Genomic DNA, 19,450 nt, shown 5'->3' on the forward strand with positions numbered 1-19,450 from the left:
GTGGCCGCCATGGAACCTCTGGAAGCACGACAAGATGGGGGCGCAGACGGCGCGCGGCAAGCGCGTCCGTCCTTTGCCCGGCGATGGTTGCGACGGCTGGCCTCGCTGGCGGTGCTGGTCGCGGTCGCACCGGTGTTTCAGGTCCTGCTGCTGCGCTTCGTCGACCCGCCGTTCTCGTCGTTCATGGCGATCCGGCAGGTCGAGGCGTGGACGGGGCGGCAAGCCGACTTCCAGCTCCACTACCAGTGGCGGAACTTCGACGGGATCGCGCCGTCATTGCCGGTCTCGGTGATTGCGGCCGAGGACCAGAACTTCGCCAGGCACCGGGGCTTCGACCTCGAGGCGATCGAGAAGGCGCGCGCGCACAATGCCCGCGGCGGACGCATGCGCGGTGCCAGCACGATCAGCCAGCAGACGGCGAAGAACCTGTTCCTGTGGGGCGGACGCAGCTGGGTGCGCAAGGGTCTGGAGGCGTACTACACGCTGCTGATCGAAACACTGTGGCCGAAGACGCGGATCCTCGAGGTCTACGTCAACGTGGCCGAGTTCGGCGACGGCATCTACGGCGCGCAGGCGGCGGCGAAGCGACATTTCGGCAAGGACGCCGCCCAACTGAGCGCCAGCGAAAGCGCGCGACTGGCGGCGGTGCTGCCGAGTCCGCAACGCTATAGCGCTTCGCGGCCTGGCCCGTATGTGCAACGACGCGCGCAGTGGATCCAGCGCAACGCGCGCCAGATCGGCGGCGAGTCCTATCTGGAGGCGCTCAAGTGAGTGCCCACGATCGGCTGACCATCGTCATCGCCGCGTTCGACGAAGCGCATGCGTTGCCGGTCCTGCATCCGCGCATCGCCGCGGTCATGGAGACGCTCGCCGCGGACGGCATCGAGACGCGTGTGCTCTACGTCGATGACGGCAGTGGCGACGCGACCTGGGAGGTGCTGCAGGGCATCGCGGCCGGCGACGCGCGCGTGGCACTGCTGCGGCTGTCGCGCAATTTCGGCAAGGAAGTCGCGCTGACCGCAGGCCTCGACGTGGTGACCGAGGGCGCGGCGATGATCCTCGATGCCGATGGCCAGGATCCGCCGGAACTGATTCCGCAATTCGTCGCGCACTGGCGCAACGGCTACGACGACGTACACGGCACGCGGCTGAGCCGCGAAGGCGAGAGCTGGCTCAAGCGGTCGACCGCCCATGTGTTCTATCGCGTCATCCAGCGCCTCGCGAAGACGCCGGTGCCGGCCGACACCGGTGATTACCGGTTGTTGTCGCCCCGTGCGCTCGATGGGCTACGCCAGTTGCGCGAACGGCATCGCTTCATGAAGGGGCTGTTTGGCTGGATCGGATTCAACCGCATCGCCGTGCCGTACGCGCGCGAGCAGCGGATTGCCGGACACACCAAGTTCGGCTTCTGGCGCCTCTGGAATTTCGCGCTCGACGGCGTGACGAGTTTTTCGACCGCACCCTTGCGACTGGCCACCTATGTCGGCGTGTTCACGGCCTGCGGCGCGTTCGCGTTCGCGCTGTACGTGATCGGAAAGGCGCTGATGTACGGCGACCGCGTCGCGGGCTGGCCGACGATGATGGCGGTGATCCTGTTCCTCGGCGCCGTGCAGCTGGTCGCGCTGGGCGTGATCGGCGAGTACCTGGGGCGCCTGTACGAAGAATCGAAGCAGCGTCCGCTCTATCTGGTGAGTGCCTGGCACCCGGCGCCCGGACCAGGCGCGTTGAACCAGCTGTCCGACGTCTGATCGTCTACTTGGCGTAAGGCCCGCCGCAACCGCTGTCTTCGCCGCCGCCCAGTTCCAGCGTCGCGAGCAATGCGGCCGGCGGGGCGATCGAACCGAGCGCGAGGGCGATCGCGCCGCGCAGGCCCAGACGCGCGAGATCGGGTCGGAAGCTTGGCGATGCGAACGTGCCGCTGATCGTCAATGGCGTACGCAGCGCGAGGATGCTGCGGTCCTTGGGGCGTGGACGCAGCAGCAGATCCAGTTGTTCCTCGCGCAGATTGATCGTGCCTTCGCCGAGGATGATGGTGTCGGTGGTGTCGAACGCGAACGCGCGGCTTTCCATCACGCCTCGCTGCACGCCGAAGTCCGCGAACGCGCAACGCACCGGGATCTGCTTGTCGTTGCCGATCAGGTATTTCAGCGTCTCGTAGACGTCGATGCCGGCCAGCTCGACCAGCAGGTTGCTGACCCGTCCGGCGCCCATGCCGATCGCGACGTTGCCATTCGCGCTGCCGAGCATCGCCGCGACCGAATTGCCGGTGCCGGCGAGATTGAAATCGCCGCCGATCCGGCCGACGGCTTCGCCGGCGAGCGTATCGGGCGGGAACAGCCCGCCGAGGCTGATGCGACGCACCGAGGCCTGCAGTCGGGTCTGGATGACGTCCTGGCGCGCGTCGAGCCGGATGTTGGAGCGGATGTTGCCGCCGGCCACGCCGAAGTTCAGCGGCTCCAGCTGCAGCAGACCGGCATCGAGCTTGAGATGCGCATCCATGTCGTCGATCGGCAGCTTCGGCGCATTGATGCGCTGCGCGCGCAGGCGCACGTCGGCGTCCATTGCCCGTAGCTTCGCGAGGTCGTAGGGCGTATCGGGCAGCACACGGCCCTTGGCCGCGAGCGCGCGTTCGCGTTCGACGAGTTCGGGGTCGAGCGCGTCGCCTTCGGTATCCGGCGTGCCGCCGATGAAGCCGGCGAGATCGTCGAAGTCGAGGCGCTTGGAGACCAGATCGGCCTTCAGGAACGGACGTTCGCCGCCGAGCGTGATCGCGGCGGAACCGCCGAGATCGCTCTGGCCGACCTTGCCGGTGAAGCCGTCGTAGTGCCACGTGGCCGCATCGCGGGTCAGGCGACCATCGAGTGCATAGGGCGGCGTGTCGGGCAGGGCGACGCCGACGAGCGGAAACAGATCGGCGAGGTTGCGTCCCGACAGTGCGAACTGCAGATCGAAGTCGCGCAACTGGAACGGCGCGACCAGCGAACCGCGCACATGGGCGCGCGTGGCACCGGCGCGGGCACGCAGATCGATGCGATACGGCTTGTCCGTGTCCTGCAAGGCGAGTGGCGATTCGGCCACGCCCTCCAGCGTGAACCGGTTGTTGGTCCAGCTGCCGCCGCCTTCGATGCCGATCGCCGGCGCGGCATCTTCGCCGCCGCGCGATTCACGGCTGGCGAGACGCACGTCGATGTCGGTCTGGCCCGGCACATCGAGATAGCGCAGGCGCCCGTCGTCGACCCAGAGGCGTCGGATCTGCGGCGGTGGGCCGTCGCCACCGCCACCGAACGCGATGTCCCAGTTGCCGGTGCCGCCTTCGGGATTGGTTTCCAGACGCAGGATCGGTTTCACCAGCCTGATTTCGGGCAGCCGCACTTCGCGCTTGAACAGCAGCGGGAAGACCTCGACTTTGATCTCCAACCGCTCGACCGAGGCCATCGTCTGCGACTCGGACCAGTCCGCATTCGCGAACCGCAGCGCATCGGCGCGGACGGTCGTCGTGCGCCCCAGGTCGACATCGAGATCGCCGCCGATGACCAGTGCGCGGCCGGTGCGGGCTTCGACGATGCGCTCCACCGGACCCTTGAACCAGTTCCAGTCCCACAGCAGCACCAGCAGCACGATAGCCACCAGAAGCACGAGCGCGATGATGCGCAGCGGTCGCGACGATGCAAATCGACGGAAGCGCGGACGCGGCGTTGCGGAAGGTGGGGGCGTGGTCGTCATGGGGGGCCTTGTTCAGCCCCACCATCGACGCGCCGCGGTCAACTGCGGGTGAATGTTCCGTTGCGGTTCGGCATCACGATGCTTCCGCGGGCCCCGAGTCCGGTAGTGCGGTTTCGGTGCAGCGCACGGTGCGGCCGTTGTCCTGCGACAGTTCGGCGCCGTCATCGGTGGTGACGAAACGCAGGCCGACCTCCGACCACACCGGCGGCTGGCTGCCGCGGATCACGCCGAGATTGACGATGCGGCCATCGGTCATGCGCAGCCGGGCGAAGCGACCCTCGCGGATGATCTCGACGACGGCGGCCGTCGGGCAGTCGTAGGCCGCGGTGACGGTTTCCGGCGCGGGCGCAGGCGTCGCGGGCGGCGGCGCGGGCGCGGCCACGGGTGCAGGCGGCGCCGGTGGTTCGGCGGAACAGGCCGCCAGCATGACGACGGCGAGGGCGGACAACATCGGGGCGGATCGCATGCGGAACTCCGGCGTGGGCGACGATCGCTTGATTGTCGCGACGCGCGCGCAGGCGATCAACGCGCCGGCACGACCTGGGCCAGCACGGCCACGTAATGGCAGACGCTGCCGCCGATGCAGAACAGGTGCCAGATCGCATGCGCGTAGGGAATCGAATCGCGCATATAGAAGAAGGTGCCGGCCGTGTAGAACACGCCGCCTGCGATGATCCAGCTCAGCGTCCAGGTGTCGAGCGCTGCGGCAACCGGTCCGATCGCGATCACCACCAGCCAGCCCATCGCCACATAGATCGCGGTCGACAGACCGCGGAAGCGGCCGGTGTAGAACAGCTTGAACACCACGCCCGCCAGCGCCAGCGTCCAGATGATGCCGAACAGCCACCAGCCCAGCGTGCCGCGCAGGCCAATCAGCGTAAAGGGCGTATAGGTGCCGGCGATCAGCAGATAGATCGCGCAGTGGTCGAATACTTTCAGGCGGCCTTTGGCCACCGGATGTTCGACCGCGTGGTACAGCGTGGACGCCAGATACAGCAGCAGCAGCGAGACGCCGAACACGATCGATGCGCCGAGTTGCCAGCCGTTGCCGTAGAGCGCGGCCAGGGTGATCAGGACCGCACCGCCGGCGAGCGCGGCGGTCGCGCCGAGACCATGGGTCAGGGCGCTTGCAAACTCTTCACGCTTCGCGCGCAGCGAACGGGGCGGGGCGGTGATCATCGACGTCCGGCTGGGGGGTTTGGACTGCCGCGAAGTATGACCGCGCGCCCGTGTCCTGTCAGAGGTCGCGGCGCGGATCAGTCCACCGACACCGCATGCGCGTGCTCGCGCGTGGCAAGGAACTCGACACCCTCCGCGCGCTCCTGGGCCAGCTGCAGGTTCACCCGGGTCGGGGCCAGATAGACCAGCTGATCGGCGGCGTCATAGGCCAGATTCATCGCGTGCTTGTCGCGGAAGGCCTCGAGCGTTTTGGCGTCCTTGCAGCGGATCCAGCGGGCGGTATTGACCTGCACCGCTTCGAAGCTCGCGTCGACGCCGTATTCGTCCTTCAAGCGGTACGCGACCACGTCGAACTGCAGCACGCCGACCGCGCCGAGAATCAGGTCGTTGCTCATCAGCGGCTTGAAGAACTGCGTCGCGCCTTCTTCCGACAACTGCGCCAGGCCCTTCTGCAGCTGCTTGAGCTTGAGCGGATCGCGCAGGCGCGCGCGGCGGAACAGTTCCGGGGCGAAGTTCGGGATGCCGGTGAAGGCGATGTTCTCGCCTTCGGTGAAGGTGTCGCCGATCGAGATCGTGCCGTGGTTGTGGATGCCGATGACGTCGCCCGGAAACGCCTCGGCGGCGATCTCGCGATCACTGGCCATGAAGGTCAGCGCGTTGGCCAGCTTGAGCGGCTTGCCGGTGCGCGGCTGGAAGACTTTCATGCCGGCTTCGAACCGGCCCGAACACACGCGCATGAATGCCACACGGTCGCGATGCATCGGATCCATGTTCGCCTGGATCTTGAACACGAAGCCGGTGAGCTTGTCTTCCTGCGGCGCCACTTCGCGCGTCGTCGTTTCGCGCACCTGCGGCGGCGGCGCGTGGTCGACGAAGAAGTCCAGCAGCGGCTGCACGCCGAAGTTGTTGACGCCCGAGCCGAAGAACACCGGCGTCTGCTTGCCGGCGCGGTAGGCGTCGAGATCGAAGGGATGGCTGGCGCCCTGCACCAGTTCCAGTTCGTCGCGCAGATCGGCCAGCATCTTCTCGCCGATCTTCTCGCTCAGACCCGGCGCATCGATCGACGGGAAGATCGTCGAATCCTGACGGGTGAAGTTGCGGCCCGGCTCGTAGAGATGCACTTCGCCGGTCACCAGATGCACCACGCCCTTAAGGCGTTGGCCCATGCCGATCGGCCACGTCACCGGCGCGCACTGGATGCCGAGCACGGTTTCGACTTCATCGAGCAGGTCGATCGGGTCCTTGCCCTCGCGGTCGAGCTTGTTGATGAAGGTCATGATCGGCGTGTCGCGCAGCCGGCAGACTTCCATCAGCTTGATCGTGCGTTCCTCGACGCCCTTGGCGACGTCGATCACCATCAGCGCCGAGTCGACCGCGGTCAGCACGCGATAGGTGTCCTCGCCGAAGTCGGCATGGCCGGGCGTATCGAGCAGGTTGACGACGCGGCCCTCGTAGGGGAACTGCATCACCGAGCTGGTCACCGAGATGCCGCGCTCCTTCTCCAGCGCCATCCAGTCGGACGTCGCATGGCGTGCGGCCTTGCGACCCTTGACCGAGCCGGCCATCTGGATCGCCCCGCCGAACAGCAGCAGCTTTTCGGTGAGCGTGGTCTTGCCGGCGTCGGGATGCGAAATGATCGCGAACGTGCGGCGGCGGGAACTTTCGGAGGCGATATCGGACATGCGGGCGGCCGCGCGGGTGCGCGCAGGCTGGAATCGGGAAGCCGCCGATTATACGCCGCCGTGCGGCGGGCTCAGGGCTCGGGCCGCCCTGCCTCGGCCTGCACCTGTCCGAAGCGCAACGGGCCGTTTGGCCCGGCCATCCGGAACGGCAGTGATTCGAGCCGCATGCCGCGGTTGGCCTGGACGACGAAATGCAGATGCGGCGCGGCGCTCAGGCCGGTGTTGCCCGAGAAGCCGATGATCGTGCCGCGCAGCACGCGTGCGCCGGGTGCGACGACCACGCCGGCCTGCTGCAGGTGCGCGTAGAGCGCCATCGTGCCGTCGTCGTGGAGGACGCGGATGAAGTTGCCGCGCACGCGGTCGTCGCCCGCATCCACTATCGCTTGCGGATCGAGGCGCGCGGTCGCGCCGGACTCGACCTGCATCACCAACCCGTCGCGCGCCGCGAGGACCGGCGTGCCGGCGGGCACCGCAAAATCGACCGCGTGCCGGTTTTCGTCATCGGCGTGACTGAAGCCGCCGCCGAAGCCCTGGGCGATCCGTACGGGCGCGTCGCGCAGTGGATACAGATATTCGACGTTGCGCGCACGGGCGCCCGGCAGACCGGGGATGGCGACGAGCCGCAGGCGCGTGCCGGCGGCGCCATCCTGCAACTGCGCGATCACGAGGCGGCTGTCGCCCGGCACCGCGACGCGTGCCGGCAGGGCCGGCGTGGCGATCGGCGGCGGACCGTCGGCCAGTAGCGTCACTTCCACCGGCCCGGCGAGATGGTTGATCGCGGTCGCCTCGGTGCCGCCGAAGCGCGGGCGCAGTTCGAGTTCGACGCTCGAAGCGCGGGTTGGCGAGGTGACGGCCTCGACCGAAGGCGCGGGTGGCGGCGTCGTGGTGCCGGGCCAGGTTCCGCTCGACGGCGTCTGCGCGAGCGCGGCGCCGGATGCGCACAGCGCCAGCAGCGCGAGCGCTGACTGCCATCGCCGCATCGGCATCAGCGCGCTCAGCGGCTGCAGTCGGGATCGAGCTGCAGCGCGGTCGCGACCTCGCGCAGATCGAACGCGACCACCGATGTGTCGTCGTCGACGGCGAACAGCGCACCGGCGGGGAAGCGCGCGGTAGGCGAGGGATGCAGTGCGATGCCGTCGGTCGCGGCGACGTGGGCGCCGGTGAAGCTGCCGGCCGGCGTCAGGTGTTCGCGATCGAACACCCGGAACACGGTGCGTGGCCGCTGCTGGTCGGCGACGATCCAGTAACCGCCGTCGACACTGCATGACCACAGCGCGATGCCTTCCGGTTCGGCATCGAATGTGCCGGCCGGCAATGCGCGGCCGGTATACGCGCCTTCGAGCGTGTAGACGTGGACCGTCGCGTTGTGGCGCAGATCCTCGTCGGCGATCAGCAACTGGTCGTAAGCGGCGTCACCGGCAATCGACTCGACGATGCGCAACGCGGTCTGCGCATCGGTAGCGCCGAAGCTGCCCAGCGCGGTGACCTTGGGCGCGGCGCCGTCGTGCGATTCGAAGCGGTAGCGGCGCACGCGCTGGTCGAGGCGGGAGAAGTCCGGCACCTGCTTGTGGTCGGCGCCGTCCATGAAGCTGTCGGTGACGTAGACATCGAACGCGTCCGGCGCGGTCTCGTGGACCCATAGACCGTAAGGGCTGCGGAGGTCGTCGGCGCCAAACGCGGCCAGCGGGGTGAAGCCGGGGAGCGAGAACACCTGCACGCGGTGGTTGTCGCGCTCGGCGACGAACACCAGATCGCCGTGCACGGCGATGCCGTTGGGCCGGTCGAACTGGCCGGGCATGGCCCCGCGGGCACCCACGGTGCGCAGCATCGCGCCGGTGTCCGCATCGAACACGCGCAGCTGATGCGTGCGCTTGGCCGTGGCGATCAGCCAGGTGCCGCCCTCGGGCGTCGGCCAAGTGGCGAGCGAATCCAGTTCATCGCCCGCGTGCGCGGACGAGCGCCAGGCTTCGACGATCGCCGGTCGGTCGGCCGCTTCCGCGCCTGCCATGGCATCGGCTTCGGGCGCGGTGGGACGGGGGGAACTGGTGGTGCAACCGGCCAGCAGGGCGGCCGCGAACAGGAGGGCGATGCGCATCGTCGGATTATGCCGAGCGCCGCGTCATCTGCGTGACCGGTTGCATCCGAAATGATCCATCGCTGCATCCGGATGAAGCGATTGACTTTCCGGAATCGCGCTGGCAACCTGCACGCTCCATCGAGACCGGCGGAGGGGCAGGCCCTTTGATGCCGGGGCAACCTGATGGGATCCGCGTTTCGCGCGGCGTCCATCGCGGTGCCAAGTCCTGCGGGGACCTGTGTGTCCACCGGAAGATGGTGATGCCGTATCGGCGTTCGCGCCGGTGTTGTATTCCGCCGACAGGCGACTTCCGGTGATTCCCGCGAGACGCGATGGCCCAGTCCATCCGGAATCCCGTGCCATGAGTCTCGTCGACACCGCCTACCGCCCCGAACCCACGCCCGACGCGGCGTACGTGCACGCGCTCGCTGCCGATGCGCTGATTGCGCATGACGTCACCCGCGGCAGCCTCGACGTGCAGCTCGCCACCCGGCATGCCGGCATGCGTCAGGTCACGCTGCGGTATCAGCTGCAGGGCCCGGCAATGGCGCCGGTGGTGTTCGTCGCCGGCGGCATCTCCGCGCACCGGCATCTGGCGGCGAACGCCGCGCATGCTGAAGCCGGCTGGCTGGAAGAGCTGGTCGCACCGGGCCGTACGCTCGATCCGGCGCAGCTGCGCCTGCTGGCCTTCGATTTCGTCGGTGCCGATGGCGCGCTCGATGCGCCGATCGACACGACCGACCAGGCCGATGCGATCGCCGTGCTGCTCGACGCGCTGGGCATCGCGCGCTTGCATGCCTTCGTCGGCTATTCCTACGGTGCGCTGGTCGGCCTGCAGTTCGCGGCGCGCCACGCGACCCGTCTGCAGCGGCTGGTCGCGGTCAGCGGTGCGCATCGCGCGCATCCCTATGCGGCCGCGTGGCGCGCGCTGCAGCGGCAGGCCGTCGCGCTGGGCCAGCTGCAGTGCGCCGATGCGCAGGGCCTGTCGCTGGCGCGCCAGTTCGCGATGCTCAGCTACCGCACGCCGGAAGAATTCGCCGAGCGTTTCGACGCCCCGCCCGAAGTCGTCAACGGCCGCGTGCGCGTGGCTGCCGAGGACTATCTCGATGCCGCGGGGGCGCGTTACGTCTCGCGCACGCCGGTCACCGCGTGGCTGCGGTTGTCGGAATCCATCGACCTGCACCGCGTCGATCCGCGCGACATCCGCGTGCCGACCACCGTCGTCGCCGTCGAGGGCGACCGCCTCGTGCCGCTGGCCGATGCGGTGACGCTGCTTGAAGGCCTGGGCCCAAACGGCCAGTTGCGCGTGCTGCGCTCGCCCTATGGCCACGACGCCTTCCTCAAAGAAACCGACCGCATCGATGCACTGCTCGCGACCGCGCTGCGTGCCCCCACTTCCGGAGACCCCGCATGAGCATCCACGCCCCGACCGACGCCGCCTGTCAGCCCGCGACCCGCGCCGTGCGCGCCGGCATCGATCGCGATCCGGCCTACGGCGCGGTGACGCCGCCGATCGTGCTGTCGAGCAACTTCAGCTTTGCCGGCTTCGGTGAGAAGCGGCAGTACGACTACACCCGCAGCGGCAATCCCACGCGTGATCTGCTCGGCGAAGCGCTGGCCGAACTCGAAGGCGGCGCGGGCGGTGTGATCACGCCGACCGGCATGGCCGCGATCACCCTGGTGCTCAATGCGCTGCTCGAGCCGGGCGATCGTCTGGTCGTGCCGCACGATGCCTACGGCGGCAGCTGGCGCCTGTTCGATGCGTTGGCGCGCAAGGGCCACTTCGAACTCGTCACCGCCGATCTCACCGATCCGCGCAGCCTCGCCGACGCGTTGGCGAAGCAGCCCAAGCTGGTGCTGGTGGAGACGCCGTCGAACCCGCTGCTGCGCATCACTGACCTGCGCTTCGTCATCGAGGCCGCGCATCGCGCCGGCGCGCTGGCGGTGGTCGACAACACCTTTCTGTCGCCCGCGCTGCAGCGCCCGATCGAATTCGGCGCCGATGTGGTGCTGCATTCCACGACCAAGTACATCAACGGCCACAGCGACGTGGTCGGTGGCGCGGTGATCGCGCGCGACGCCGAACTGCATGCGCAGCTCGCGTGGTGGGCGAACGCGCTGGGTATCACCGGCTCGCCGTTCGACAGCTTCCTGACCCTGCGCGGCCTGCGCACGCTGGATGCGCGCCTGCGCGTCCATCAGGAGAACACCGCCGGCGTAGTCGCGCTGCTCGACGCGCATCCGGCGGTCGCGCGCGTCCACTATCCGGGTCTGGTTGACCATCCGGGTCACGCGATCGCCGCGCGTCAGCAGTCGGGCTTCGGCGCGATGCTGTCCTTCGAACTCGCCGGCGCGCCCGGTGTGGCGCAGGAAGATGTGGTGCGCGCATTCGTCGCTGGCCTTCAGCAGTTCACGCTGGCCGAATCGCTCGGCGGTGTGGAGAGCCTGATCGCGCATCCGGCGACGATGACGCACGCGGCGATGACGCCGGCGGCGCGCGCTGCGGCCGGCATCTCCGACGGTCTGCTGCGCCTGTCGGTCGGCATCGAAGCGCTGGACGATCTGCTGATCGACATCGAGGCCGGCCTCGCTCGCGCCGCGACCGTGCTGGCCGCGGCCACGCGTCCGTCCCGCGCAGGCGTCGAAGCATGAGTACCGTCGTGCAACTGCGGCAGGGGCGCCGCGCGCAACCGCGGCCCGCGCGTCTGGCGTTGCTGGGTACCGGCACGGTCGGCTCGGCGTTCGTCGAACGTTATGCGCGACTCGCCAAGCAGGGCGTGGCGCTGCCCGAGGTCGCGTGGCTTTGCAATTCGCGGACCCAGGTCGGCGGTGGCGATGATCTGCATGCCGCGCTCGCGCAGGCCCGCGCCGCGGCGCGTCGGCGCGCCGGATTCCCGCCGTGGGCCGAAGGCGAAAGCCCGAAGCCGGGCGACATCATCGTCGACGCGACCGCGAGCGAAACCGTCGCCGACTGGCATCCCGAATGGCTGACCCGCGGCGTGCACGTGGTGACTGCGAACAAGCTCGGCACCGGCGGCGATCTCGGGCGCGCGCTGTCGATCGGCGATGCGCGCGCGATCGGCGGCCGCTATGGCGACAGTGCGACGGTGGGCGCCGGCCTGCCGCTGTTGCGCAGCCTGCGCGCGCTGATCGACGGCGGCGATCGCATCCACGCGATCGAGGGCGTGCTGTCGGGCTCGCTGGCCTGGCTGTTCTCGCATCACGACGGCAGCCAACCGTTCTCGGCGCTCGTGCGGCAGGCGAGCGCGGCGGGCTACACCGAGCCGGATCCACGCGTCGATCTGTCCGGCGAGGATGTGCGCCGCAAGCTGCTGATCCTCGCGCGCGCCGCGGGCATCGCATTGCCGGCGCATGAAGTCGTCGTCGAATCGCTGGTGCCGGATGTGCTCGCGCGCGCCGCGGGTGCGGATGTCGATCAGGCGCTGGCCGCACTCGACGACACACTCGAAGCGCGTCGCGCGGAGGCGGCCGCGAACGGTGATCGGCTGTGTTTCGTCGGCCGCTTCGACGCCGACGGTGCACGCGTGGGTCTGCGTGCATTGCCGGTCGGCCATCCACTGTGTGCAGGCAACGGCACCGACAACCGTGTCGCGATCCACAGCGATCGCTACAGCGCGCAGCCGCTGGTGATCCAGGGCCCGGGCGCGGGCGCGGAGGTCACCGCGGCGGCATTGCTCGATGACGTGCTGGCCATCACCCACGCGCAGGTGGTCTGACGGCGGCGCAAGTTTCGGAAGTCCCTGACTGGGGCGAACCCTAGATCGGGTGCGCCCCGGTGTCGTGGGCGCTGCGCGCGCGCTGGAATGGCGTCATTCAGATTCCATCCAGCCAGGGGCCCACCGTGACCGACAACCTCAGCATCTCCGTCTCGCTCAGCATCAGCGGTCAGCTGCCAGCCGTGCAGAGCGCCGCCAGTACGCAGCGCACCGCCGACGGCCGCGTGCAGTTCGAAAACGAGAATTACCGCATCACCGCCGGCGACAACGACGAAGTCATCGTCTTCAACAAGGGCACCGGCGAGAACTACCGGATCTGGGGCGACCCGCACGTCGAGATCGACGGCAAGCACGCCTTCGATTTCTGGGGCCAGACCACGTTCCAGCTCGACGACGGCACCAAGGTCACGATCGAGACCACGCCGTGGGCGCAGGGCGGCGACGGCGCGACCGTGGCATCCGTAGTGACGATCACCGATGGCGACTACGGCGTGCAGATCAGCGGCGTGGACAGCAACACCCATGGCGATCTGTCGTTCCAGGAATTCGCCGGCGGCGGCCGCGTGCTTGATGCCGCGGTGCGCGACGGCAACGTGTTGCTGGAGAACGAGAACGGCAGCGGCTTCATCGCCGTCGACCGGAATGGCAACATCCAGAACGTCGATCAGGCCTTCATTCTCGCGACAGACGAACTGAAGAACGGCGGGCCGGATTTCCTCGCCCACTTCGCCGAGATCTTTTCGTTCTTCACCGGCCTGATGGCGATCAACTTCAACGGCGGCCTCGCGCTCGGCAGCGACAACGCTCATCGTGATCCCGAACCGGTGGCGAAGCCGGCGGTGCCATGGCAGTTCAGCCTGACGCTGTCGATCAGCGCCTGAGCCGCAGCGTGCCTGTGTGCGGCGCGCGTTCCGGCCAGTGCCCGGTCGCGCGCCGCTGTCTTCATCTGCCGTGATGCTTCTGAGTTTCCGGTGACGACCAGCGGGATTACGCAGGCGGGTCGCGTCCGCACAGCAAAGGACGAGGTCAGGTTGCTGCGTGTCCCGAGTGTCCCGCATCGCGCTCCGGACCGATCGCCAGCGACCGGACGTCCACCTTGGGCAGCAGCCTCCTGGTGAAGTAGCCATCCTTGTAGTACCGGATCTTCCGGCACAGCACCGGGTGCGCCAGCCCCTCGTACAGCACGATCTCCTTCTCGGGCCCCATGGCCTTGAGTTCCTGCGGCAGCATGAGCGCGCGCCGCTCCAGGACTTCGTTGTCGGACACGTTGCGGGCGCCGCCATGCGAGTGCGTGCGGGCGCGACGTCGAACGGTGGTGAAGCCCAGCATCTCGGAGTAGTCGTTTGCGTCCTGCTGCTCGCGCGGGGCGTAGATGATCTGCAGCGCATGGTTGGTGATGATGGTGCGCGAGAGCTCCTTGCCATAGACCGCGTCCAGCTGGGCCATCGACTGGATGATCGGCAGCAGGCGCAGGTTGTAGCCCGCCATGTAGGCAACCGCTTTGGTGATGATGTCGACGCGACCGATCGATGTGAACTCGTCCATCAGCAGCAGGCACTGGTGCTTCAGCGAAGCGTCGTTCTGCGGCAGGGTCCGGGTGTTGACGTTGATCAGCTGGCTGAAGAAGAGATTCACGATCAGCCGGCTTTCGGCCAGCTTGCTGGGCTGGATGCCGACGTAGATGGTCATGCGTCTGCGGCGCACGTCGTCGAGGCGGAAGTCGTCGCCGCTGGTGGCCGCGTCGAGTACAGGATTGAGCCAGGCATTCAATGGTTCGCGGAACGCGCCCATGATCGAGGCGAAGGTCACGTCGGCCTGGGAGAGCAGACCCGCGAATGCAGTGCGTGCCTGGTCACCGAGAAAGGGAGCCCGGGACAACGTCTGCAGGTAGGGCTTCAGCTCGCTGCCGTCGCCCGAGGAGAGCCGCAGTACTTCGCCCAGCGTGGGCGTCGGTGCATCGTCCTGGTGATCGGCGCGTTCGAAGAGGTACAGCGTGAACGCGAGGAAGGCGTTGCGCGCCTGGCCGGTCCAGAACCTGTCGCGGTCGTCACCGTCGGGATACAGCATCGCGGCGATCGCCTGCAGATCCGAGACGCGGAACGATGGATCCGACGCCACGTAGGTCATCGGGTTCCAGCGATGCGACCGCCGGTCGTCCGCAAACGGATTGAACAGGAAGATCTCGTGGCCGATCGATCTGCGCCAGCCCGAGGTCAGATCGAAGTTCTCCTGTTTGATATCGAGTACGACGGCCGACTCGCGGTAGTCAAGCAGGTTGGGGATCACCACGCCGACACCTTTGCCCGAGCGTGTCGGCGCTGCGAGGATCACGAACTGCTGGCCCGACAGACGCAGCAGCTTGCCGTTCATCCGGCCGAGAATGATGCCATCGTCGCGATGCTTCAACAGACCCGTGTTGGCGAGATCGAGCATGCCGGCGAAACGCGCGCGGCCATGGATGTTGCGATGGCTGCGCAGCTTGAACAGCATCACCACGAGCGCCAGCCATACTAGGCCCATCAATCCGAAGCCGATCCCCCCAGCGGTCCAGATCCGCCAGGCATGCGGCGCGACCTGAGGATGTCCGACGACGCTGGCGTAGGCGTACCAGGTGCCGATGCCGAGCAATGCGGTGTCCAGCCCGAGCAGCACGAGCACGAGATAGCCCGCGAGATAGAGCGCGGCCACGACCGTGCCGATCGTGACGAGTGCGGCGCCAATCCAGCGCTCAGCCGACATGTGGCGCCCTCCGGTCGCGCTGCCCGGTGGCTGCTGTGCACACGGTCATGGCGCCGGTTGCCGCGTATCGACGAACACGTAGTCATCGTTCGAGGACCAGCGGCTGAGTCCATCGTCGAGCTTGATGCAGGGGCGACCGTCGCAGGCGGTGATGGCGACCTGCTGCAAGGCCTCGAGCACGTCCGCGCGCACGCTGGCGCGTTCCGCACGGTCCAGATTGAGCTTGGCGACATAGCCACTGGCGCCGATCAAGGCAGTCCCGCCGAGCACCAGCGCCAGCAGGGCTCCACTACCCAGCAGGCGTGATCGTGCAGTCAGGCCTGCCTGGGTGCGGTCGAGGTGCGCGATGAGGTGCTCGATCCGTTGTGCGGCCGATTCCGCACGCGTGGTGGTGGCATCGAGCTGACCGGTCAGGGCATCCCGCACTGCCGTTGTGGTGGCCCGCAACACTGCGTCGCGACCTGCCGCGGTGTGCTCGGCGACCCCTGCCGCCGCACTCTGCAGTGCGCCGGCTGCCTCGCGTTGATCGCTCGCGGCCTGTTCGCACTGCCGCGTCAGGTGCGCGGCGAGCAGTGCCGCGCTCGCAATGAAGTCTTCCATCTGCGTCCGTTCCATGGCTTCCGCTGACGATGTCTTCCCGTGGGGAGAAGGATGCGGGCACCTGCATCGCCGCAGCGGATCTGGTTGTCCGGAACAAAGGGTCGGGAAATCACCCGAGGGTTTGCGGGATTCGCGTCATCGCGTGTCGGCCGAGGCCTGCACGCGTCGCAGGAAACGTCGGGAGAGCGGTTCCGATCCGGCCGAAACCCCTTGATTCAAGAGGTTTCCCACTGCCTGTGCCACACCGTCCAGATCGCGCCCTCCGGTGCTGAATCGAAAGACCGATGCGTTGACGGGTTTTTTCCGGGTCGCTTAGCGTCGGCCGTCATCGCATCGCAGGCGCCGGCAGAGACGGCACGCGATGTAGCCAGGGGACGCACTTCGGCGATCGCGCGCTCGAACCGCGAACGCAGCGCCGTCGAACGTGCACATCGGGGGAGGAGCGCGTGGGCACAAGCACACCATTTGCAGGATGGATGTCTGCAGGGATGACGGGCCTTGGCCTGTTCGCACTGGTTGGCTGCGCAACGCCGCAGGCGGCCGACCCGCGGGGACAGTGGCGGCCTGTTCACCAGTTTGCAGAAGCGCCGCAGGTGCTCCCCCTGCAGCAGGCCTACATGTTCCAGGCCTTTCCGTCGGATCGGACGCTCAAGGCGCTGCTCACCCGCTGGTCGAATGATGCCGGCCTCGCGCTCTCTTACCAGCACGCCAACGATTACACGCTGCACGCGCCAGTCGCGTTGCTCAGGACCACAAGCATCGAACAGGCTGCGTCCGCGTTGACGGCTGCCTATGCGGCGCAGGGCGTGCGGATATCGGCTGACCGCGGGGCGATCGTGGTCAGTCAGACCCACGTTGCGTCGGTCGCAGCGGCCTCCGGTCGCCCGGACTGACGGAGCGGACATGTTCGGAAAGCGCACCGCATCGCCCGAGATCGACAAGGCCGTCGCGCAGGGCGTCAGTTACGAACTCACGCTGACCGACCAGATCCGGCGCAGCGAGCGACGTGCCTGGCGTATTGCCGGGTGCGCAGTCGCGATGTCGCTGTTGCTCGCTGGCGGGTACGTGCTGTTCCTGCCGCTCAAGGAGCGCGTGCCATACCTGGTGATGGCCGATCCCTACACCGGAACCGCAAGCGTTGCGCGCCTGGCCGGCAACTTCGACGAGCGGGACGTCACGATGGAGGAGGCGATCAACAAGAGCAACGTCGCCCAGTTCGTGCTCGCGCGCGAGTCCTACGACTCCGGGTTGATCGGTCAGCGCAACTGGCGGACCACGCTGTCCATGGCCGGCCCGGCCGTTGCGCCCGCCTATATCAACCTGCATTCGGAACAGAATCCCGAGCGCCCGTTCCGGCTGTACGGCACGGGTCGTTCGGTCAGGACGCGGATCCTGAGCATCGTGCTGATCGGTGGTGGCGAAGGCCGGCGTCCCGCGGGTGCGACCGTGCGCTTCCAGCGCAGCCTCTATGACAAGTCCAATGGCCGGCTGGAGCCGATCGATGCGCGGATCGCAACGCTGGAGTTCAGCTACAACCGGGAGCTGCGGCTGAGCGACGAAGACCGCCTGCTCAATCCGTTGGGCTTCCGGGTGACCAACTATCGCGTCGATCTCGACTTCGCTGCCGCACCGGTGCCGGAACGGGAGTTCCCGGTGTATCGCTCCGCGGCACCGGCAACAGGAATCGAAGGCGTCGACGCGGAGCCGAGGGTGCCCGCCAGGGACGGAGAAGACGTATGACTCGTGGCTTACGTACCCGGCCGGGCGTGAATGGGTTCCTCGTCGCGGCTGTCCTGCTGCTGGCAGGTCCACTGCCGGCACTGGCGCAGGTCGTGGAGGAGTACGCCTACCAGCCCGACGCCGTCTACCAGGTGCGGACCGGGCTGGGCATCACCACGCAGATCGAGCTCAGCGCACACGAGCAGATTCTCGACTACAGCACCGGCTTCAGTGGCGGCTGGGAGATCAGCCGCCGCGACAACGTGTTCTACGTCAAGCCGCGGAATGTCGATGTCGACACCAATCTGCTGGTGCGCACTGCCGCGCATGCCTACATTTTCGAGATGAAAGTCGTCGCGAGTGACTGGCGCTCGCTCGACCAGGCGCGCGCCGCCGGGGTGCAGTACAAGATCCGTTTCAGCTATCCCGGTGATACCCGCTTCGCGCCCGATACGACCGAAGCGCCGGAGGCTGCCGCCGAACTGAGCACCGGCCTGCATCCGGACCGCCACTACCACTTCCGCTACGACTACACCCAGCATCGGCGCACGCCGCACTGGCTGGTGCCCTCGACGGTCTACGACGATCGTCGCTTCACCTACATCCGCATGGGGGATCGCGCCCGTTTTCCCAGCGGCAACTTTCCTGCAGTGTTTGCCCGGGACAGCGAAGACGGCGAAGAGTTCGTCGTCAATTCGACGGTCGAAGACGATGTGATCGTGGTCCATGGGACCTATCCGTTTCTGGTCGTCCGGCACGGCGCACACGTCGTCGGCCTGCGCAGGAGTGCCGAGCCGTGAGCGAGCATCCCGTCGACAACGAACGCCCGCCTGCTCCTGGCGGTCGCGGCCCTGCGAATCCCTACGAGGCACGAGTCGGCCAGCAGACAGATCTGGACGCGGACGCGCCCGTGCTGCAGTCGTCCGAGGTCCAGCGTCTCAACCGTCGCGCGCTGGTGTTTCTCGCAGGCATCGTGCTGCTGCTCGGTGGACTCGCATTCTGGCTGTTCTCGGGCGGCGGCCCGAGCGGCGAGGACGCGCGTCCCCGCACGCAGGTGGCCGAACAGATCGTGATTCCTGCCGCGCCGCGGGATCTGCCCGAACTTCCCGTCGCAAGGATCCCTGCACCGCAGCCGGAGCTGCCGCCACTGCCGGTGATCGAAGATCCGCGTCCGGCATCGTCAGGCGGCATGGGCGATGCGCTGTCGGGCGGCATGTTCTCCGGCAGCCAGCAACCCTCCTTGCTGGAGCGGCGCATGCAGGATGTCGCAGCAGGATCGGGCACGTCCGGCATACCAGGGGCGGGGCCTGACGGAATGACCGGGATGCCTGACGGTTTCAGCGCAGCCGCGCCGGTGTCCGTCACGCAGGCGCCCGCCGATGGGCCAACGAGTGCACGTCCGCTCTACGGCCCCGATACGCTGCTGCTGCGCGGCACGTACATCCGCTGCGTGCTGCAATCCCGCGTCATCAGCGACTTCCCGGGATACACCTCCTGCATCGTCACCGAGCCGGTGTATTCGGTGAACGGTCGGCGGTTGCTGCTGCCGCGTGGTTCGAAGGTCATGGGTTTCTACAACGCCGACAGTGTCATCGGCGATCGCGCGGGCATCGTCTGGGACCGGATCACGACGCCGACCGGCCTCGACGTCAATATGCGCAGCCCGGGCGTGGACGGGCTCGGCTCAGCGGGCAACGCAGGCCACTACACGGCGCACTGGGGACAGCGGCTTGCCTCGGCCCTGTTGATCAGCATGCTCAGCGACGCCTTCAAGTACGCGGCTGCGGAACACGGCCAGCCACAGGCCTCATTCGGCAACGGCTTCGTGGTGCAGAACCCCTACGAGAGCAACACCGCGCGCACGCTCGAGCGGATGGCCAACATGGCCCTGGAACGCAACATGGCGCGTCCACCGACGGTCACGATCAACCAGGGCACGGTGGTCAACGTCTACGTCGCACGCGATGTCGACTTCTCCGCGGTGGTGCGCTGAG

Annotated in this window: 18 protein-coding genes and 1 riboswitch; of the genes, 10 read left to right on the top strand and 8 right to left on the bottom strand. The window is 67.8% G+C overall.

Annotated features, from left to right (window positions below):
• Positions 1 to 9 precede the first annotated feature (9 nt).
• Both mtgA and AC3A4E_RS05190 read left to right on the top strand, forming a co-directional pair.
• Positions 10 to 771 (top strand): monofunctional biosynthetic peptidoglycan transglycosylase, encoded by a 762-nt coding sequence (gene mtgA / locus AC3A4E_RS05185; protein WP_487630476.1) that lies wholly within the window; start codon positions 10 to 12, stop codon positions 769 to 771.
• Positions 768 to 1,748 carry a glycosyltransferase family 2 protein gene (locus tag AC3A4E_RS05190; protein ID WP_487630477.1) on the top strand — a complete coding sequence of 327 codons (981 nt, stop codon included), beginning with the start codon at positions 768 to 770 and terminating at the stop codon, positions 1,746 to 1,748. The genes mtgA and AC3A4E_RS05190 overlap by 4 nt, the downstream gene beginning before the upstream one ends.
• Before the next feature lie 4 nt (positions 1,749 to 1,752).
• Here AC3A4E_RS05190 and AC3A4E_RS05195 read toward each other — a convergent pair whose 3' ends face one another.
• From AC3A4E_RS05195 to AC3A4E_RS05220, 6 genes are all read right to left on the bottom strand, one after another.
• A complete protein-coding gene (locus AC3A4E_RS05195) occupies positions 1,753 to 3,723 on the bottom strand; it encodes an AsmA family protein (RefSeq protein WP_487630478.1) in 1,971 nt (656 codons plus the stop codon).
• Between the two features lie 73 nt (positions 3,724 to 3,796).
• Positions 3,797 to 4,189 carry a hypothetical protein gene (locus AC3A4E_RS05200; RefSeq protein WP_487630479.1) on the bottom strand — a complete coding sequence of 131 codons (393 nt, stop codon included), beginning with the start codon at positions 4,187 to 4,189 and terminating at the stop codon, positions 3,797 to 3,799.
• A 56-nt stretch (positions 4,190 to 4,245) separates the two neighbouring features.
• Positions 4,246 to 4,902 (bottom strand): PAQR family membrane homeostasis protein TrhA, encoded by a 657-nt coding sequence (trhA, locus tag AC3A4E_RS05205; protein ID WP_487630480.1) that lies wholly within the window; start codon positions 4,900 to 4,902, stop codon positions 4,246 to 4,248.
• Positions 4,903 to 4,979: 77 nt separating this feature from the next.
• Positions 4,980 to 6,584, bottom strand: coding sequence for a peptide chain release factor 3 (locus AC3A4E_RS05210; protein ID WP_487630481.1), 1,605 nt, complete (start codon positions 6,582 to 6,584; stop codon positions 4,980 to 4,982).
• Between the two features lie 71 nt (positions 6,585 to 6,655).
• Positions 6,656 to 7,570: a M23 family metallopeptidase gene (locus AC3A4E_RS05215; protein WP_487630482.1), complete on the bottom strand. Its 915-nt coding sequence runs from the start codon at positions 7,568 to 7,570 to the stop codon at positions 6,656 to 6,658.
• Between the two features lie 8 nt (positions 7,571 to 7,578).
• Entirely contained in the window at positions 7,579 to 8,679 is a 1,101-nt protein-coding gene (locus AC3A4E_RS05220) for an NHL repeat-containing protein (RefSeq protein WP_487630483.1), read from the bottom strand.
• Positions 8,680 to 8,793: 114 nt separating this feature from the next.
• Positions 8,794 to 8,922, top strand: a riboswitch (SAM riboswitch).
• Positions 8,923 to 9,022: 100 nt separating this feature from the next.
• On the opposite strand from AC3A4E_RS05220, the gene metX reads away from it, so the two are divergent.
• The 4 genes from metX to AC3A4E_RS05240 all read left to right on the top strand — a co-directional run bounded on the left by metX (position 9,023) and on the right by AC3A4E_RS05240 (position 13,279).
• Complete coding sequence (metX, locus tag AC3A4E_RS05225) at positions 9,023 to 10,075, top strand: homoserine O-succinyltransferase MetX (RefSeq protein ID WP_487630484.1); 1,053 nt, start codon at positions 9,023 to 9,025, stop codon at positions 10,073 to 10,075.
• Positions 10,072 to 11,313 (top strand): O-succinylhomoserine (thiol)-lyase, encoded by a 1,242-nt coding sequence (locus AC3A4E_RS05230; protein WP_487630485.1) that lies wholly within the window; start codon positions 10,072 to 10,074, stop codon positions 11,311 to 11,313. The genes metX and AC3A4E_RS05230 overlap by 4 nt, the downstream gene beginning before the upstream one ends.
• Positions 11,310 to 12,398, top strand: a complete 1,089-nt coding sequence (locus AC3A4E_RS05235) for a homoserine dehydrogenase family protein (protein WP_487630486.1) — start codon at positions 11,310 to 11,312, stop codon at positions 12,396 to 12,398. The genes AC3A4E_RS05230 and AC3A4E_RS05235 overlap by 4 nt, the downstream gene beginning before the upstream one ends.
• Positions 12,399 to 12,523: 125 nt before the next feature.
• The gene (locus AC3A4E_RS05240) at positions 12,524 to 13,279 is read left to right on the top strand and encodes a DUF1521 domain-containing protein (RefSeq protein ID WP_487630487.1); all 756 of its coding nucleotides are present in this window, start codon (positions 12,524 to 12,526) and stop codon (positions 13,277 to 13,279) included.
• Positions 13,280 to 13,424: 145 nt separating this feature from the next.
• Here the strand turns inward: AC3A4E_RS05240 and AC3A4E_RS05245 are convergent, their stop codons facing one another.
• Together AC3A4E_RS05245 and AC3A4E_RS05250 are read right to left on the bottom strand one after the other, a co-directional pair.
• Positions 13,425 to 15,137, bottom strand: coding sequence for a type IV secretory system conjugative DNA transfer family protein (locus AC3A4E_RS05245; RefSeq protein ID WP_487630488.1), 1,713 nt, complete (start codon positions 15,135 to 15,137; stop codon positions 13,425 to 13,427).
• A 45-nt stretch (positions 15,138 to 15,182) separates the two neighbouring features.
• Positions 15,183 to 15,737, bottom strand: coding sequence for a hypothetical protein (locus tag AC3A4E_RS05250; RefSeq protein ID WP_487630489.1), 555 nt, complete (start codon positions 15,735 to 15,737; stop codon positions 15,183 to 15,185).
• A 488-nt stretch (positions 15,738 to 16,225) separates the two neighbouring features.
• Here AC3A4E_RS05250 and AC3A4E_RS05255 point away from each other — a divergent pair, with 488 nt between their 5' ends.
• The 4 genes from AC3A4E_RS05255 to AC3A4E_RS05270 are packed head-to-tail and all read left to right on the top strand — an operon-like array spanning position 16,226 to position 19,449.
• Positions 16,226 to 16,630: a hypothetical protein gene (locus tag AC3A4E_RS05255; protein ID WP_487630490.1), complete on the top strand. Its 405-nt coding sequence runs from the start codon at positions 16,226 to 16,228 to the stop codon at positions 16,628 to 16,630.
• Positions 16,631 to 16,640: 10 nt separating this feature from the next.
• The gene (locus AC3A4E_RS05260; RefSeq protein ID WP_487630491.1) at positions 16,641 to 17,477 is read left to right on the top strand and encodes a VirB8 family type IV secretion system protein; all 837 of its coding nucleotides are present in this window, start codon (positions 16,641 to 16,643) and stop codon (positions 17,475 to 17,477) included.
• Positions 17,474 to 18,256, top strand: coding sequence for a TrbG/VirB9 family P-type conjugative transfer protein (locus AC3A4E_RS05265; protein ID WP_487630492.1), 783 nt, complete (start codon positions 17,474 to 17,476; stop codon positions 18,254 to 18,256). Before AC3A4E_RS05260 ends, AC3A4E_RS05265 begins: the two co-directional genes overlap by 4 nt.
• The gene (locus AC3A4E_RS05270; protein ID WP_487630493.1) at positions 18,253 to 19,449 is read left to right on the top strand and encodes a TrbI/VirB10 family protein; all 1,197 of its coding nucleotides are present in this window, start codon (positions 18,253 to 18,255) and stop codon (positions 19,447 to 19,449) included. The genes AC3A4E_RS05265 and AC3A4E_RS05270 overlap by 4 nt, the downstream gene beginning before the upstream one ends.
• Position 19,450 lies beyond the last annotated feature (1 nt).

The organism is Luteimonas sp. Soil_N_1, assembly GCF_057656255.1.